This window comes from Leisingera sp. ANG-DT, from assembly GCF_000813785.1.
Taxonomy (GTDB): Bacteria; Pseudomonadota; Alphaproteobacteria; order Rhodobacterales; family Rhodobacteraceae; genus Leisingera.
Window position 1 is genome coordinate 39796 of the sequence record NZ_JWLE01000040.1, and the last position, 15273, is coordinate 55068.

At 65.4% G+C, this 15273-nt stretch carries 17 protein-coding genes; 5 read left to right on the forward strand and 12 right to left on the reverse strand.

Annotated features, from left to right (window positions below):
- Positions 1–24: 24 nt before the first annotated feature.
- The 9 genes from ftsA to ftsW all read right to left on the reverse strand — a co-directional run bounded on the left by ftsA (position 25) and on the right by ftsW (position 8725).
- Positions 25–1359, reverse strand: a complete 1335-nt coding sequence (ftsA, locus tag RA21_RS20460; RefSeq protein ID WP_039152224.1) for a cell division protein FtsA — start codon at positions 1357–1359, stop codon at positions 25–27.
- 1 nt (position 1360) lies between these two features.
- Positions 1361–2257 carry a cell division protein FtsQ/DivIB gene (locus RA21_RS20465; protein WP_019298291.1) on the reverse strand — a complete coding sequence of 299 codons (897 nt, stop codon included), beginning with the start codon at positions 2255–2257 and terminating at the stop codon, positions 1361–1363.
- Positions 2245–3123: a D-alanine--D-alanine ligase gene (locus RA21_RS20470; RefSeq protein ID WP_241483535.1), complete on the reverse strand. Its 879-nt coding sequence runs from the start codon at positions 3121–3123 to the stop codon at positions 2245–2247. Before RA21_RS20470 ends, RA21_RS20465 begins: the two co-directional genes overlap by 13 nt.
- Before the next feature lie 334 nt (positions 3124–3457).
- Positions 3458–4399, reverse strand: a complete 942-nt coding sequence (gene murB, locus RA21_RS20475) for a UDP-N-acetylmuramate dehydrogenase (RefSeq protein ID WP_019298293.1) — start codon at positions 4397–4399, stop codon at positions 3458–3460.
- Positions 4324–4656 carry a hypothetical protein gene (locus RA21_RS22930; RefSeq protein WP_152614071.1) on the reverse strand — a complete coding sequence of 111 codons (333 nt, stop codon included), beginning with the start codon at positions 4654–4656 and terminating at the stop codon, positions 4324–4326. The genes murB and RA21_RS22930 overlap by 76 nt, the downstream gene beginning before the upstream one ends.
- A gap of 128 nt (positions 4657–4784) precedes the next feature.
- Entirely contained in the window at positions 4785–5033 is a 249-nt protein-coding gene (locus RA21_RS20480) for a DUF2484 family protein (protein ID WP_019298294.1), read from the reverse strand.
- Positions 5034–5037: 4 nt separating this feature from the next.
- Positions 5038–6435 (reverse strand): UDP-N-acetylmuramate--L-alanine ligase, encoded by a 1398-nt coding sequence (murC, locus tag RA21_RS20485; protein WP_039152227.1) that lies wholly within the window; start codon positions 6433–6435, stop codon positions 5038–5040.
- Positions 6436–6440: 5 nt separating this feature from the next.
- A complete protein-coding gene (locus RA21_RS20490; protein ID WP_039152230.1) occupies positions 6441–7532 on the reverse strand; it encodes a UDP-N-acetylglucosamine--N-acetylmuramyl-(pentapeptide) pyrophosphoryl-undecaprenol N-acetylglucosamine transferase in 1092 nt (363 codons plus the stop codon).
- Positions 7533–7558: 26 nt separating this feature from the next.
- Positions 7559–8725, reverse strand: coding sequence for a putative lipid II flippase FtsW (gene ftsW / locus RA21_RS20495; protein ID WP_029205045.1), 1167 nt, complete (start codon positions 8723–8725; stop codon positions 7559–7561).
- Between the two features lie 235 nt (positions 8726–8960).
- Here ftsW and RA21_RS20500 point away from each other — a divergent pair, with 235 nt between their 5' ends.
- The 3 genes from RA21_RS20500 (at position 8961) to RA21_RS20510 (ending at position 10957) form a co-directional block, all read left to right on the forward strand.
- Positions 8961–10142, forward strand: a complete 1182-nt coding sequence (locus tag RA21_RS20500) for an NAD(P)/FAD-dependent oxidoreductase (protein WP_039152247.1) — start codon at positions 8961–8963, stop codon at positions 10140–10142.
- 66 nt (positions 10143–10208) lie between these two features.
- On the forward strand, positions 10209–10502 hold the full coding sequence (locus RA21_RS20505; protein ID WP_039152250.1) for a putative quinol monooxygenase: 294 nt from the start codon (positions 10209–10211) through the stop codon (positions 10500–10502).
- A gap of 5 nt (positions 10503–10507) precedes the next feature.
- Positions 10508–10957, forward strand: coding sequence for a MarR family winged helix-turn-helix transcriptional regulator (locus RA21_RS20510; protein ID WP_039152232.1), 450 nt, complete (start codon positions 10508–10510; stop codon positions 10955–10957).
- Between the two features lie 71 nt (positions 10958–11028).
- Here the strand turns inward: RA21_RS20510 and RA21_RS20515 are convergent, their stop codons facing one another.
- Complete coding sequence (locus tag RA21_RS20515; RefSeq protein ID WP_039152234.1) at positions 11029–11922, reverse strand: LysR substrate-binding domain-containing protein; 894 nt, start codon at positions 11920–11922, stop codon at positions 11029–11031.
- 92 nt (positions 11923–12014) lie between these two features.
- Here RA21_RS20515 and RA21_RS22720 point away from each other — a divergent pair, with 92 nt between their 5' ends.
- Entirely contained in the window at positions 12015–12179 is a 165-nt protein-coding gene (locus RA21_RS22720; RefSeq protein WP_152610601.1) for a DUF1127 domain-containing protein, read from the forward strand.
- A 60-nt stretch (positions 12180–12239) separates the two neighbouring features.
- Here RA21_RS22720 and RA21_RS20520 read toward each other — a convergent pair whose 3' ends face one another.
- Together RA21_RS20520 and murD are read right to left on the reverse strand one after the other, a co-directional pair.
- Positions 12240–12581 carry a thiamine-binding protein gene (locus RA21_RS20520; RefSeq protein WP_019298303.1) on the reverse strand — a complete coding sequence of 114 codons (342 nt, stop codon included), beginning with the start codon at positions 12579–12581 and terminating at the stop codon, positions 12240–12242.
- 19 nt (positions 12582–12600) lie between these two features.
- A complete protein-coding gene (murD, locus tag RA21_RS20525) occupies positions 12601–13998 on the reverse strand; it encodes a UDP-N-acetylmuramoyl-L-alanine--D-glutamate ligase (protein WP_039152235.1) in 1398 nt (465 codons plus the stop codon).
- A gap of 130 nt (positions 13999–14128) precedes the next feature.
- On the opposite strand from murD, the gene RA21_RS20530 reads away from it, so the two are divergent.
- The gene (locus tag RA21_RS20530) at positions 14129–15043 is read left to right on the forward strand and encodes a glutaminase (RefSeq protein ID WP_039152251.1); all 915 of its coding nucleotides are present in this window, start codon (positions 14129–14131) and stop codon (positions 15041–15043) included.
- Positions 15044–15273: the final 230 nt, after the last annotated feature.

Consider the following 15273-nt stretch of genomic DNA (forward strand, 5'->3'; position numbering starts at 1 on the left):
TGATTTGCGGCTTTCGTCCCGGCTTTACCAGTTGTCGCGGAACCAGCGCACGGCACGGCCCAGGGTGCCTGCCGGATGGCGGCCTGCGGGCATCTCGAAATCCCACCATTCATCCTGCGGATGGGCGGCAAACAGGCACAGGCCGACGGCAGAGGCAAAGCCCGGCCCGGTTGCCGATTGCGGCAGGCCATGGACGCGCAGCGGGCGGCCCAGGCGGACCTGCTGGCCCAGGATGCGGCTTGCCAGCCCGTCCAGCCCCATGATCTGGCTGGAGCCGCCGGTCAGCACGATCTGCTGGCTCGGCAGGTATTCGAACCCGGCTGCATCCAGCCGCGCCCGCACCTCTTCCAGAATTTCCTCGACGCGGGGGCGCATGATGCCGATCAGCTCTGCCCGGCTGACGGTGCGGCGGTCGTGCTCCCAGTCGCCGGTGTCGCCGCCGATGTCGATGATTTCGCGGTCGTCGGCGCCGGTGGCATGCACCCCGCCGTTGAAGGTCTTGATCCGCTCCGCATTGGCCAGCGGCACCCCCAGCCCCATCGAGATGTCACTGGTGATGTGATCGCCACCCAGACGCACCGCGTCGGCATAGATCATATGCTTCTTCATGAAAATCGAGATCGAGGTGGAGCCGCCGCCCATGTCGATACAGGCCGCGCCGAGCTCCTGCTCATCCTCGACCAGCGCCGAGAAGCCGGAGGCATAAGCCGAGGAGGCGATCCCCGCCAGCTCCAGGTCGCAGCGCTGGATGCAGCGCACCAGGTTCTGCACCGCTATGGCGTCCACCGTCAGCATGTGCATGTCGACCGCCAGCGTCTGCCCCATCTGGCCGCGCGGATCGCCCAGGCCGGAGCGGTTGTCGAGCGCGAAGTTCACGGGCTGCGCATGCAGCACCTCGCGCCCCGCCCCGTATTCCGGCACCTCGCAGGAGGCCAGCACCTGCGCCACCTCATGCTCGGAGACCACCTGCCCCTCAAGATCCAGCCTGGCATCCAGCCCGTAAGAGCGCGGATTGGCGCCGGAGAAACAGGCGATCACGTGATCAACCCGCACCTCTGCCATCTTCTGCGCCGCCTGCACCGCAGTGCGGATCGCACGCTCGGTCTCCTGCATGGCGTTGATCTCGCCGAACTGCACGCCGCGCGACCGCGTTGTTGCAGCGCCGATCACCCGGAACCCCGACTGCCCGGCCAGGGCGCCGATGGAGCCGTCCTCGCTCAGCCGCCCGGTGCCGTCGAAGCGCAGCACCAGGCAGGCGATTTTGGAACTGCCCACGTCCAGAATGGCCACCACGCCGCGCTGCATCGCCTGACGGCGCATCTGCCGCATCGCCCTTTGCGATTGATAAAGATCTGTCATGTTACTGCCCGCCCCCGTTCAACTGCCGGATCCGCCACCAGTTTTCCACTGAGTTTTCGGTCATCCGCACGGTGGGGCGTCCAGCCAGACGCATATCCACCGCTGCCACATCGCGTTCCAGCAAATCCTGTACTTCACTGACCGCCAGCACCCGCTCCAGCGCCCGGACCGGGTTCTGCGCGGGCAGCATGATGCGCTGCTTGCGGTCCAGCACCACGTCCCAGCGCCGTTCGCCGACACGCACCAGTCCGCGCAACCGCGGCCCCAGCGGTTTTGCCGCCGCAAACAGCCGCAGCGCCTGCGCCGCATGCTTGGCCGCCCCCTTGCCCGCGATCAGCGGCAGATCCGGGTGCAGGCTGCGGCGGCCCAGCTCGGCCACGTGAATGCCCTGCTCGTCCAGCAGCGCCAGCCCCTCGCGGCTGCGCCAGATCAGCGCCGGCTCGCGCTCCTCCACGTCAACCTGCAGGATGCCGCCGGGGCGGATCCTGACGCTGGCAGTCTTGACCGGGTCCAGCCCGGTGATCACGTCGCGGATCTGCTCCAGGTCCAGATCGAAGGAGCTGACCGGGAAGTCCAGCGGCACCACTTCGCGGATGTCGCGCGCCACACTGGCGCCAGCACCATCGACCGCCATCACCTTGACCATGAATTCCGGCCGTTCCTGGATCGCGGCGCGGGCGTCATTATAGAGCCCCACCAGCGTATCGCGCCGGGCCTCGTCCGCCAGATAGGCGCTGCCCGCCGCAAACACCAGGCAGAACGGCACCCCGAAACGCAGGCCAAAGCGGATGCCCGGCGTCAGCATCCAGCGCTGCAAACGGTATTTCAGCCGCGACGGTGCCGGATCGCACCGTCCCTCACCACCGCTGCGCCGGAACCTGTCCTTCAGCGGTTGCATGAGGCATCCTCCACCATCCAGGCGCAGAGCTGGCCAAAGGTCATGCCGCAGTGGGCCGCCTGTTCCGGCGCCAGCGAGGTCGGCGTCATGCCGGGCTGAGTGTTTGTTTCAAGCAGCACAAGGCCGCTGGCGCCGCGCGCCTCATCCCAGCGGAAATCGGTGCGGCTGACACCGCGGCAGCCCAGCACCTCATGCGCCTTCAGGGCGTATTCCAGGCACAGGTCGAAGATTTCCTGCGGCACATCGGCGGGCAGCACGTGGCGCGAGCCGCCGGGCTTGTACTTGGCGTCATAGTCATACCAGCCGTCGGTCAAAATATCGGTGACGGTCAGCGCCCGGTCCCCGACCACTGTGGTGGTCAGCTCGCGTCCCGGCGCATAGGTCTCAACCATCACCTCGGCCGGCATTTCCTCTGACAGCTGCGGAGGGCCGTTGGCCGCCTCGTGCACGATATAGATGCCAACGCTGGAGCCCTCGTTGTTGGGCTTCACCACATAGGGCGGCGCCATCACGTGGCCTGCGCTCACGTCATTCTTGGCAAACAGGCCGCTTTCGACCACCGGCAGTCCGGCGGCGCGGTAAACCTCCTTGGAGCGCTGCTTGTCCATCGCCAGCGCCGAGGCAAGCACACCGGAGTGGGTATAGGGGATCTGCAGCCATTCCAGCACGCCCTGGACGCAGCCATCCTCGCCCCAGCGCCCGTGCAGGGCGTTGAATACCACATCCGGTTTGATGTCCAACAGGCGCGCGTGCAGGTCAGCGCCCGCATCCACCTCAACAACCTCGAACCCCTCACCGCGCAAAGCGGCCGCGCATTCACGGCCGCTGGACAGCGATACCTCGCGTTCGGCTGACGGTCCGCCCATCAGCACCGCGACTTTCGGGAGTGCCCTGCTCGACTTACTCACCACAAAACGCCTCAATATACGCGGGGCTTTTTGCCCCTGTTTCTTGGGACCCCTTGCAGGCCCGCCTTATCATTTTGCGCCGGGCTGATCCCGGCTGATTATTGCGGGGCTCGGCGCCCCTGAAACCGGCGGTGCTTTGCCGCCTTAGCGGCACCGTAACGCCCAAAATCTTACCGGCGTGTTAACAGTGCCTTTACCACGGTTAAGATTTCCGCTCCCCGGATCTGTGTCAGACCCTGTTCCTGCTCAAGCTGCCATTGCAGAAGCCTTTGCCGGCGCTCAAGATTTCCGGTTATTCGGGAAGCGGATCACCTATCCGCATGATTTCCCACTCTAGCGTGATGCCGGAATCTTCGTAAACCTTTTTCCGCACATCTTCGCCCAGCCCTTCCAAATCTGCGGCAGTTGCGCCACCGGTGTTGATCAGGAAGTTGGAATGCTTCTCGCTCATCTGCGCGCCGCCGCGCCGCGCGCCGCGCATGCCTGCGTTGTCGATCACTTTCCAGGCCTTCAGGTCATGCACATCATCGGCGCGGCCAGTAGAGGAGAACCCCGCCGGATTGCGGAAGGTGGAGCCGGCCGAACGGTCCCTTGTCGGCTGGGTTTCGTCCCGCTTTTGCAATTGCGCCGCCATCCGGGCGTGCAGCTCCTCCGGGTCGCCCTTGGGGCCGCGCAGGGTAGCGGAAACCAGCACTGCCCCCTCCGGGAACGCCGTCTGGCGGTATTGGAAAGCCAGCTCTTCCGCGCTGATCTCGCGGACCTCGCCCTGGCGGGTGACGATGGTGGCCGACACAAACACATCTGCGGTGTAGCTGCCATAGCAGCCCGCGTTCATCCGCACCGCACCGCCGATGGAACCGGGAATGGTGCGCAGGAAGGTGAGGTCGGTTCCCGCATCCGCGGCTTTCTTCGCCACATGCGCGTCCAGCGCCGCAGCGCCCGCGGTCACCGTATCACCCTCAGTTTCGATGCTGTTGAAGCCGCGGCCCAGCCGGATCACCACCGCCCGCATGCCGCCGTCGCGCACGATCAGGTTGGAGCCGACCCCCATCGGAAACACCGGCACGCCCGGCTCCAGCTGGCGCAGGAAATCTGCCAGATCGTCAATATCCGCGGGCTGAAACAGATGCTCCGCCGGTCCGCCGACCCGCAGCCAGGTCAGCTCCGCAAGCGGTTTCTGTCCGGTAAGGCGGCCACGCACCGCCGGAAGAATGATTTCACCTTGCGCCGCCATCGCCGTTTCCGTCCCAAATTCCATCCTGCAAGCGAGCACAGTCCGTAGACCAGGTGGCCGATGAAATAAAGGGATAACACGGTTTGGCGGCCAGTCTCCGCCGCAAACAACAGCAGGCCAGCCAGCAGGACCAGCACCATAAGCCAGATTACTGAGGCAACAATGGCCGCAGCCGCCTGCCTGGCCCGGGCAAGATTATAAAACGCCGCCAGCCATACGGCACCGAACAGCAGCCAGATTACAGTAACAGCAGCCAAAAGAGGCCTCCACCGCCAGCGGAAACGCGCTGGCGTCAAACAGGGTACACTGGGTATTCCCGTCTGATTATCAGGCCATCCGGAAGAAAAGGTTAAGCTTTCCCCAACGGCGGCCTTTTTGCGGAGGTTTACATTCCCAGCGTGCGCCTGACCCAGCGCCCGAAATACAGCACCGGCCAGCGCAGCACCGACATCCCGGCCAAGAGAACAACCAGCCCCCACCAGGGACCGTTCTCATAGGTGACATAGCCCAGCAGCGGAATGCCCAGCGCAATCAGCACATAGGCGCGCCGCCAATGGTTGTCGCGGCTGGGGATCATCGCCAGCACATTGGCAGCCAGCGCCCAGACGGCGGCCAGGGTCAGCGACAGCGTCATACCCCTAGCGCCCCAGCCGTTCCGGCAGGCCATTGGCCCAGGTGCTGATGGTGCCGGCGCCGAGGCAGACAACCATGTCGCCGGGCCGCGCCTGCTCGCGCACCAGGCGCTCCAGGTCTTCCTCGTTCAGGATGGCGCGGGCGTGGCGGTGGCCGTGGCGGATCAGGCCTGCCACCAGGTCATCGCGGCTGGCGCCCTCGATCGGGTCCTCCCCGGCAGAGAACACTTCGGCAATTGCCACCACGTCAGCCTCATTGAAGCAGGCGCAGAAATCGTCGAACAGGTTGGACAGGCGCGAGTAGCGGTGCGGCTGGTGCACCGCGATCACCCGGCCCTCGCTGGCCTGGCGCGCCGCTTTCAGCACCGCGGCGATCTCCACCGGGTGGTGGCCGTAGTCGTCGATGATGGTGACGCCGTTCACTTCGCCGACCTTGGTAAAGCGGCGATTCACCCCGCCAAAGGCTGCCAGCGCCTCGCGGATCTCGGTGCTGTTCATGCCCAGATGGCGGGCGACGGCAACCGCGGACAGCGCGTTGGAGACATTGTGGTCCCCCGGCATCGGCAGGGTGCAGCCCTCGATCACCCGCTCCTCGGCCTGCAGCACCACGTCGAAATGCGCAACGCCCGCCTTGTAGGTCAGATTGACGGCGCGCACGTCCGCTTGCGCATTGAAGCCATAAGTCACCACCCGGCGGTCGGAAATCCGGCCGACCAGCGCCTGCACCTCCGCGTGGTCGGTGCAGCAGACGGCAACGCCGTAGAACGGGATGTTGGAGACAAACTCCAGGAAGCCGTCGCGCAGCGTGTCGAAGTCGCCCCAATGCTCCATATGCTCAGGGTCGATGTTGGTGACGACCGCAATGGTTGCGGGCAGCCGGTTGAAGGAGCCGTCGCTCTCATCCGCCTCAACCACCATCCATTCGCCCTGCCCCATCCGCGCGTTGGAGCCATAGGCGTGAATGATGCCGCCGTTGACGATGGTCGGGTCGAAGCCGCCGGCCACCATCAGCTCTGCCATCATGGTGGTGGTGGTGGTCTTGCCATGGGTGCCAGCAATGGCGACGTTGGACTTGAGCCGCATCAACTCCGCCAGCATGTCGGCCCGGCGCACCACCGGCAGGCCGCGCAGGCGGGCCTCGTCCAGTTCCGGGTTGCCTGGCTTGATCGCGGAGGAGATCACCACAACCGCGGCCTCTTCCAGGTTCTCTGCCTGCTGGCCCACGAAGATCCGCGCGCCCAGCTTCTCCAGCCGCTGAGTGATTTTGGAGGATTTCAGGTCCGAGCCCTGCACCATGTAGCCGAGGTTCAAGAGCACCTCGGCGATGCCCGACATGCCGATGCCTCCGATACCCACGAAATGGATCGGGCCGACATCACCAGGCAGTTTGGTTGCAGGGTTCATAACGTTTATCCTTCCTCGGCCAGTTGCTCCACCAGTGCCGCCAGACGTTCGGCGGCATCGGGAACCCCGGCGCTCAGTGCAGCGGTTGCCATCTGGGTGGCAGCCTGCGGGTTACTCAGAATCGCGCCCATATGCTCTGCCAGCACCGGGATATCAAGGGCGCTTTCGGGAATCATCACGGCAGCATTGGCATCAACCAGCCCGCGGGCGTTGGCGCTCTGATGGTCGCCTGCGGCGGCGGCAAAGGGGATCAAGATTGAGGGCCGCCCGATGATCGAGATATCGGCAACCGAAGACGCGCCGGAGCGCGAGATCACCAGCTGCGCCTCCGACATGCGGGCGGGCACATCGGTGAAAAAGGTCTGCACATCGGCATTTATGCCGTGCTCTGCATAAAACGCATTGACCCGTTCCAGGTCCTCCTCGCGCGCCTGATGCGACACCCGCAGATGCTGGCGGATGCCCTCCGGCAGCGCCGCGACGGCAGCAGGCACCACGTCAGAGAGGATGCGCGCGCCCTGACTGCCACCCATCACCAAAAGCGACATCGGGTAATCCCCCGGTGGAATATAGCCCGCGCCTGCCCGTTCCTTCACCGCACTGCGCACCGGGTTGCCCACATGCTCATGCGCGACGCCGTCGGGCAGCGTGGTCGGCCAGGTGCCGCAGGCGACGCCCGCAACGCGGGTCGCAAAGATCTGGTTGACGCGGCCCAGCACGCCGTTCTGCTCATGGATCATCCGCGGCAGCTTCAGCAGCGTTGCCGCGCCCAGCGCCGGGATTGACGGGTAGCCGCCAAAGCCGATCACCGCATCGGGGCGGTCACTGCGCATCTGCATCGCCATCGACAGCACGCCGCCGGCAATCTTCGGCGCCACCAGCGCCTTGGCCAGCAGCCCGCCGCGGGCAAAGGTGGCAGAGGACACCTGGGAGATTTCAACCGCGCTGGGGAAGGACGCGGTGTAGCGCGCGCCGCGCGCATCGGTCGACAGCTTCACCCGCCAGCCGCGCGCCAGCATCATCTCGGCCAGCGCCTGTGCAGGAAACATATGGCCGCCGGTTCCCCCGGCAGCCATCAAGAGCATTTTCTGTGCCATCGCAGCTGGTCTCTTTTCTTATCTCGTCAGCGGCCGCGGCCGTTCAGGTAGTCGGCAATCCCGCCCTGCGGGCGTGTCCGGGTAAAGGCCAGGAGCATACCCACCGCGATCCCGGTGGCAATCAGCGAAGATCCGCCATAGCTGACAAACGGCAAGGTCATGCCTTTGGCGGGCAAGAGCCGCACTGCAACCCCCATGTTGATCATCGCCTGAACGCCGAACATGCACACCAGGCCGGTGCCCGCGAGGCGGATGAAAGTATCGCGCTCGCGCATCAGCCGGAACAGCGACCGCACCACGATGGAGGCGTAAAGCGCGATCAGCACCGCCACCAGCACCAGCCCGTATTCCTCTGCCGCGACCGCGACGATGAAGTCGGTATGGGCATCGGGCAGCGACCATTTCACCTGCCCCTCGCCGACGCCGACCCCGAACAGCCCGCCCTCGCGGATGGCGTTGGTGGCATAGCCCAGCTGGGTGGTGGGATCGACATCCGGGTTCAGGAAGCCGTCGATGCGGCGGGCAAAATGCTCAGAGCTGTTGTAGGCAAAGACACCGCCCATCACGACCACGGCGGCCATGCACACAAGCAGCAGCATCGGCGCGCCCGCCACGAAATACATCACCCCCCAGCCGAACAGGATCAGGCTCGCCTGGCCGAAATCGGGCTGCAGAACCAGCATCATCACCACCATCATGCACAGCGCGAAGGACATCAGCGTGCCCGGCGGGCCGTTGATCTGCTGGCTGGCGGCGATCATCCAGGCGGCGACCACGATGAAACCGGGCTTCAGGAACTCCGACGGCTGCAGCGAGGCAAAGCCAAGCGAGTACCAGCGCACCGCGCCCTTGCCGAAATCGGTGCCAAAGATGGGCAGGAAGGCCAACGCCACAAAGGCCACGGCAAAGCCGACCACCGCCAGCCGCCGCACCAGCACCGGCGACATCACTGAGGTCATCAGCATCGCCATCAGCGCCGTCAGGCCGAAAACCGCCTGCCGCTGCACATAGTGGAAATTGCTGAACCCGTTCCTTTCTGCCAGCGGCACTGAGGCGGCAAGCCCCAGCAGCAGTCCGATCACGAACAGCATCAGGATGCAGGACATCGTCCATTTATCCAGCGTCCGCCACCACTTGGGAAGAATCGGCTCACCAGCCTGCACGGGAACCGCGCCATAGACCATCTCAGTCATGGGAATACCGCCACTATATGCCTCGTTCCGCCCCATTTTTCGGGGTCTCACAGAAACTGTAACGAAACGTGAGCCGCGGCGCCAGAAAAAGAACACAGTTCGGCAAGAATCCACCGCCCGCACGGCGGGCCATCTTGACAGGCAGGAAGCTGCCCGCGCGCCAGCGCCAATCCGCCGGACCGCGCCCGCCGGCCTGCCTCTTGCGCCGCTGCCGGTTCCGTGGTGGATGCGCGCCATGCGGATAAACACCCTGATTCTCGGCGCCGGCGCGGCTGGCATGATGTGCGCGGCCCACGCCGGCGGCAGCACTTTGGTGATCGACCACGCCAAGGCGCCGGGCGAGAAGATCCGCATCTCCGGCGGCGGCCGCTGCAACTTCACCAACATGTATGCGGAGGCCAAGAACTACCTCTCCGCCAACCCGCATTTCTGCAAGTCAGCGCTGGCGCGCTATACCCAGTGGGATTTCATCGAACTGGTGGACCGCCATGGCATCGCCTGGCACGAGAAGACCCTGGGCCAGCTGTTCTGCGACGGCTCCTCCAAACAGATCATCGCCATGCTAACGCAGGAGATGGCGCAGGCTGGCGCGGACCTGTGGCTTCACACTTCCGTCGAGACGGTGGAGCAGACCGCGGACGGCTACCGTGTCCAGCTCCTGCGCGAGGGCAAACCCCATACCGTCATCTGCCGCAACCTGGTGCTGGCCACCGGCGGCAAGTCGATCCCCAAGATGGGCGCCACCGGCCTTGCCTATGACCTCGCCCGCCAGTTCGGGCTCGAGGTCACCGAGACCCGCGCTGGCCTGGTGCCCTTCACCTTCCCCGACGGCCGTTTCCAGCCGCTGGCCGGCGTCTCCCTTTCCGCTCGCCTCAGCAATGCGCGCACCAGCTTTGACGAGGCCCTGCTGTTCACCCACCGCGGCCTCTCCGGCCCTTCCGTCCTGCAGCTCTCCTCCTACTGGCGCGAGGGCGAGGAGATCACCGTGAACCTGATCCCGGAAACTCCGCTCTATGACCTTTTGCGCGAACAGCGCCAGGCCGAGGGCCGCCGCGACCTGACCACCGAGCTGTCCCGCCACCTGCCCGGCAAACTGGTGGATTTCCTGAAGCCGCAACTGGACCTCAAGGGCCGCCTCGCCGACCAGTCCGACGCCGCGCTATCCGCCCTTTGCGAGGCGCTGCAAAGCTGGCGCCTGCTGCCCGCGGGCACCGAGGGCTACCGCACCGCCGAAGTCACCTTGGGCGGCATCTGCACCGACGGCCTGTCCTCCAAGACCATGGAAGCCAAAGCCGCCCCCGGCCTTTATGCGATCGGCGAAGCAGTGGATGTGACCGGCTGGCTCGGCGGCTACAACTTCCAATGGGCCTGGGCGTCGGGCCATGCCGCGGGCACTGCCATCGCCGCCGGCAGATGACGCCGGCTTGACTTTGGGCGCGGGACCGCTCATTTAGTTACCATGATAACATAAATGGAGCCTATGATGACCAGCCCCTTTCAACTCGTCGCCAAGATCACCCCGAAACCCGAGCACATGCAGGATGTCCGGCAAAGCCTGCTGGATGTTCTGGAGCCGACCCGCGCTGAAGCCGGCTGCCTGAAGTTCCGCTTGCTCGAAGGCCGCGATGGCACTTGCTTTTACCTTGACGAAGAATGGGCCAGCGACGACGCCCTGGCAGCGCATTACGCGGCGGATTACATCACCCCGGTCTTCGCAAAATACGAAGCCTGGCTGGCCAAGCCGGTGGAAATCCACAAGATGACTGCCTTGGCCTGACCCTCATGTTCTTCCTCAAGGAACTGCCATCGCAGCAGATGGTCGCCACTTACGCCGAAACCTACGGCGCCGATCCTGCTCATATCACCAGCGCGCTCTTGATGATGCGCCGCGCCAGCCTGCTGATCCGCAGGCTCGATGCCTATTTTGCCGCGCATGGCCTGTCGCAGCTGCGCTTTCTGGTGCTGATCGTTATTGACCGGGAACCTGAACGCCAGTCGCTGGCGCCGAATGAGATTGCCAGCCGCATAGATGTGTCAAAACCGGTCATGACACGCACCCTGCAATCCCTGCAGCACGACGGGCTGATCAGCCTTGCGGCCAGCCAGACCGACAAGAGGTCCAAAGAAGCCGCGCTGACAGCGGCAGGGCGGCAGCAGCTGCAAGATGCCCTGCCCGGCTATTTCAGGATTCTGTCGGAGGAAATGGCCCACCCGCCCGCCGCCGGGGATTGAGCCTCCGGCCTGCTGTTTGGGGATTTTCCGCTTGGGTGGGCCTGAAGCCCTCCGCCCTCACCTGCCAGACTTTACCCGGCCAGCTCCGCCACCTCCGCCAGCAGCCAGCTGCGGAAAGCGGAAATGGCCGGCGCGTCGCGGCGTGCCTCCGGGTAGACCAGCCAGACAGAGATATCATCCTCCGTCACCAGATCGAACGGCTGCACCAGCGCGCCGCTGGCAATCAGGCCGCGGGCATAGGCCGGTGTCAGCAGACAGGCGCCCTGTCCCGCAAGGGCCGCCTGCACTTCCAGCATCTGGGTTCCCAGGCTGTGCTGTTCGGCCGGCTTTGGCGGCGCCACGCCGGCAGCGCGGAACCACAGGGCCCAGGCCGGGTCCCCGGCATCCACCCGCGGCACCCGCAGCAAGTCAGCTGGCTGCACTATGGGGCCATAGGCCTCCATCAGCGCAGGCGTCAGCAGCGGCGTATAGCTGCCGCGGATCAAGAGATCCGCCGCCAGCCCCGGCCAGCTGCCGCGCCCGGCGCGGATCGCCACGGTGGCCTCCCCTGCCAGCAGGTCCGCGACGCGCGGGTTGACGTCGACCCGGGTGGTGATACCAGGGTGCGCGACCTGAAACTGCCCCAGCCGCGGCGCCAGAATGAAGGCGGCAAAACTGGTGAGGGTGCTGATCACCAGCTCCTCGCCCCCGCCGCGCAGATCCGCCCATCCTTGGCGCAACAGGTCCAGCGCCTCACTGGCGTGGCGCTGCAGGGCCTCTCCCGCCGCGGTTGGCGCCACCCCGCGCGGCAAGCGCCGGAACAGGGGCTGGCCCGCCCGGTCTTCCAGCAGCTTGATCTGATAGCTGACCGCTGCCTGCGTCATCGCAAGCTCCTCCGCCGCGCGGCTGAAACTGCCCAGCCGGGCCGCGGCTTCAAAGACGCGCACCGCCGGCAGCGGCGGCAGGGGATTTACAGGTCGATCCATCAAGACAGCTTATACCAGAACCGCTGAGATTCAATTGGTCATTGAAGCGGCAAGCAGCCACATCTTGTTCACACAGAACAAGGATTGACCCCATGTCTGAAATGCTTTCACAGATGAGCCTCTGGCACGTTATCAGCAGAGTTTTTGTCTCGCACCCGCGCGAGGACGCCTCCGCCAGCCAGGCTGCCGGCCAGCAGCTGGCCCGCAGGCGGCTTAACCACCTGCCAGAGCATCTGCTGCGGGACATCGGCCTATGAGCCGGCCTGTGAGACTGGCCCTGGAAATCAGCCAGGCCGTCCTGCCGCCGGCCGCTTCGCTCATTCCTCGATGAACACCTTGTTGTTCGGGGTCACTCCACGGGTGTAGGTGCAGAAGGTGTCATGCGCCTCGGGCGTGGTGGTGTGGATCTTGATATTGGTGATCACCTCCACCGCACCGAACTCCAGGCAGGCTTTCTCCGCAGCTTTGACGATCTCCAGCAGGTGATCCAGCTCCCCCTTCATGGTGGTTTCCATCGCCCCCACCTGAAACGGCACGCCTGCGGATTTCACCACGGCAATCGCCGCGTCCACCGCCTCGAAATTGTTACCCTCTCGCAGCCGCGGAATGACCTGAAAGGCCAGCATCACGGTATTGCCGGTCGCAGCGCCTGCAGTCATGCCTGTCTCCTCCTGCGGCTCATCCCAGCCGTTTCTTCACCTCGGCCACGAAATCATCGCCGCGCTGCTCGAAGTTGTCGTACTGGTCAAAGCTTGCGGCGGCCGGCGCCAGCAGCACCGTATCGCCAGCCTGCGCCTCCGCCATGGCGCGCTCCACCGCTGCGGCCATGGTGGTGCAGACTTCGGCCTCCACATCCAGCTGCAGCGCGAACCCTGCCGCCTCGCGGCCAATCACATAGGCCTTTTGAACATTGCCGGTCTGCCCCTTCAGGGCGTCCAGCCCGCCGTCCTTCTCCAGCCCGCCGCAGATCCAGCGAATGTTCCTGAAGGCGCTCAGCGCCTTCAGCGCGCTGTCCAGGTTGGTGGCCTTGCTGTCATTCACATAGCGCACGCCATCTGCCTCAGCGATGGTCTGGCTGCGGTGCGGCAGGCCGGGGAAGCTGGCCATCGCCTCGCCGATCAGCTGCGGCGCCAGCCCCAGGGTGCGCGCCGCCGCATAGGCCGCGCAGGCGTTCTGGTGGTTATGCGCGCCCGGCAGGCCCATCATCTCCCGCAGGTCGATCGAGGCCGCCTGCCGCCCCTTGCGGTATTCGCTCAGGAAGCCTTTGCGGGCAAAGACCTGCCAGCCCGGCCCGGTCAGCTTGCGCGCGGCGGAAATGCGGATCACCCGGTCGTCGCCCATTCCTTCCGACAGCTGGCCTGCCAGGAACAGCCCCTCATCCTCGTCGATGCCAATAACGGCGCGGTCCGGCCCGCCCTCGGCAAACAGGCGGCGTTTGGCAGCAAAGTAGCCACCCATGCCGCCGTGCCGGTCCAGATGATCGGGGCTGAGGTTGGTGAACACCGCCACATCCGGCGTCAGCGCGCGGGCCAGCTCTGTCTGGTAGCTCGACAGCTCCAGCACAACCACGCCGCCCTCACCGGGCGGATCAATGTCCAGCACACCGCGGCCGATATTGCCCGCCAGCTGGCTCTCTCGCCCCGCCTCTTGCAAGATGTGGTGCAGCAGCGCCACCGTGGTCGATTTGCCGTTGGAACCGGTCACCGCCACCACCTTGGGCGGCTGCTCAAACATCTGCCATTCGGCATCGGCAAAGGAGCGGAAGAACAGCCCGATGTCATTGTCCACCGGCACGCCGTTCTTGATCGCGGCACGGATCACAGGGTTCGGCTTGGGATAGAGATGCGGTATGCCGGGCGACGTGATCAGCGCCGCCACATCATCAAAGGCACCGGCTTTGTGCAGATCGCGGCAGTCAAAACCTTCCGCCTCCGCCGCCTCGCGCGCAGCCGGATTGTCGTCCCAGCACAGCGGCACTGCATCGCCTGCCCGCAGGGCCCGTGCGGTTGTCAGGCCTGAGCGCCCCAGCCCCAGCACAGCAACCTTTGCGCCCTCATATCCTTTGACCGGGATCATCGCCTGCCCTCCCATAGACCTATTGCCAGAACCGCTATCCGATCCGCTCAGCCTTTGCCAGAGCCGTCAGATTGACAAGCCCCGGCCCATGCCGGAGATTCCGCGCAAATCAAGAAGGAAGGATCGCCCCGTGGCTGCGGATATGCAGGTTTTGCTCGACCGGATCAGTGCTGAGATGCAGGGCCGCACCGACCGCGGCGCCGTCGCCAGCTACATACCCGAGCTGGGGCAGGTTGATCCCAACCAGTTCGCCATCGCGGTGGCCACTGCCGAAGGCGGCCTGTTCCACGCGGGCGATGCGCTGACCCGGTTTTCCGCCCAAAGCATCACCAAGGTGTTCACGCTCGCCATCGCGCTTGGCCGCTCTGGCGACCAGCTGTGGAGCCGTGTCGGGCGCGAGCCCTCGGGCACCGCCTTCAACTCCATCGTCCAGCTGGAGCATGAGCGCGGCCGCCCCCGCAACCCCTTCGTCAACGCAGGCGCTATCGTCACCACGGATGAGCTGCTGGCCGGCCGCGCCCCCAAAGAGGCACTGGCGGAAATCCTGGCCTTCTTCCGCGCCGCCGCAGGGGACGAGGACATCCACATCAACAAGGCGGTGGCCAGCTCGGAAACCCGCCACGGGCACCGCAACTTTGCCCTTGCCAATTTCCTTGCCTCCTTCGGCAACCTGAAGAACACGCCGGAGAAAACACTGGGCACCTATTTCCACCAATGTGCCACCGAAGTGACCACGGTGCAGCTGGCCAAGGCAGGCCGCTTCCTGATTGGCGGCGGTGCGAAACCGGCACTGGTGTCGCAAGGCAGGGTGCGGCGGCTCAATGCGCTGATGCTGACCTGCGGCCATTACGACGGGTCGGGAGAGTTCGCCTACCGCGTCGGCCTGCCCGCCAAGAGCGGGGTCGGCGGCGGCATTCTGGCCATCGTGCCGGGCAAAGCCAGCATCGCGGTCTGGTCGCCAGGGCTGGACCACAACGGCAACTCCAAACTTGGCACCGAAGCGATGGAGCTGCTGGCCCGCGAGATGGACTGGTCGGTGTTCTGATCCGGTTGCTCCGAGCCCCCCTGCACAGCCTGCGCAGAGCGGTGCCGGGAAGGCGCCAAAACGTCCCTGGCACCTTCCATTTCAATCCAGTCTACGGCCTTAATTGAACCGGACACCAAATCGCATAGAGTTTGAAACCCCGCGTCCACCACCGAGGGCGGCGCCCGGCCCGGCGGGGTGGGAAGCGAAGCGCCCGCCCCGTGGGGGGCGGGACGGGCGCTGCCCGGCCT

Excerpts from the sequence above, each read along its gene's own strand:
- murB (WP_019298293.1), bottom strand. The coding sequence starts at position 4,399 with ATGGCGGCGCAAGGTGAAATCATTCTTCCGGCGGTGCGTGGCCGCCTT.
- murC (WP_039152227.1), bottom strand. The coding sequence starts at position 6,435 with ATGAACCCTGCAACCAAACTGCCTGGTGATGTCGGCCCGATCCATTTC.
- RA21_RS20500 (WP_039152247.1), top strand. The coding sequence starts at position 8,961 with ATGCGGATAAACACCCTGATTCTCGGCGCCGGCGCGGCTGGCATGATG.
- RA21_RS20490 (WP_039152230.1), bottom strand. The coding sequence starts at position 7,532 with ATGGCACAGAAAATGCTCTTGATGGCTGCCGGGGGAACCGGCGGCCAT.
- ftsW (WP_029205045.1), bottom strand. The coding sequence starts at position 8,725 with ATGACTGAGATGGTCTATGGCGCGGTTCCCGTGCAGGCTGGTGAGCCG.
- RA21_RS20480 (WP_019298294.1), bottom strand. The coding sequence starts at position 5,033 with ATGACGCTGTCGCTGACCCTGGCCGCCGTCTGGGCGCTGGCTGCCAAT.
- RA21_RS22720 (WP_152610601.1), top strand. The coding sequence starts at position 12,015 with ATGTCTGAAATGCTTTCACAGATGAGCCTCTGGCACGTTATCAGCAGA.
- murD (WP_039152235.1), bottom strand. The coding sequence starts at position 13,998 with ATGATCCCGGTCAAAGGATATGAGGGCGCAAAGGTTGCTGTGCTGGGG.
- ftsA (WP_039152224.1), bottom strand. The coding sequence starts at position 1,359 with ATGACAGATCTTTATCAATCGCAAAGGGCGATGCGGCAGATGCGCCGT.
- RA21_RS20505 (WP_039152250.1), top strand. The coding sequence starts at position 10,209 with ATGACCAGCCCCTTTCAACTCGTCGCCAAGATCACCCCGAAACCCGAG.
- RA21_RS20470 (WP_241483535.1), bottom strand. The coding sequence starts at position 3,123 with ATGGGCGGACCGTCAGCCGAACGCGAGGTATCGCTGTCCAGCGGCCGT.
- RA21_RS20515 (WP_039152234.1), bottom strand. The coding sequence starts at position 11,922 with ATGGATCGACCTGTAAATCCCCTGCCGCCGCTGCCGGCGGTGCGCGTC.
- RA21_RS20510 (WP_039152232.1), top strand. The coding sequence starts at position 10,508 with ATGTTCTTCCTCAAGGAACTGCCATCGCAGCAGATGGTCGCCACTTAC.
- RA21_RS20465 (WP_019298291.1), bottom strand. The coding sequence starts at position 2,257 with ATGCAACCGCTGAAGGACAGGTTCCGGCGCAGCGGTGGTGAGGGACGG.
- RA21_RS20520 (WP_019298303.1), bottom strand. The coding sequence starts at position 12,581 with ATGACTGCAGGCGCTGCGACCGGCAATACCGTGATGCTGGCCTTTCAG.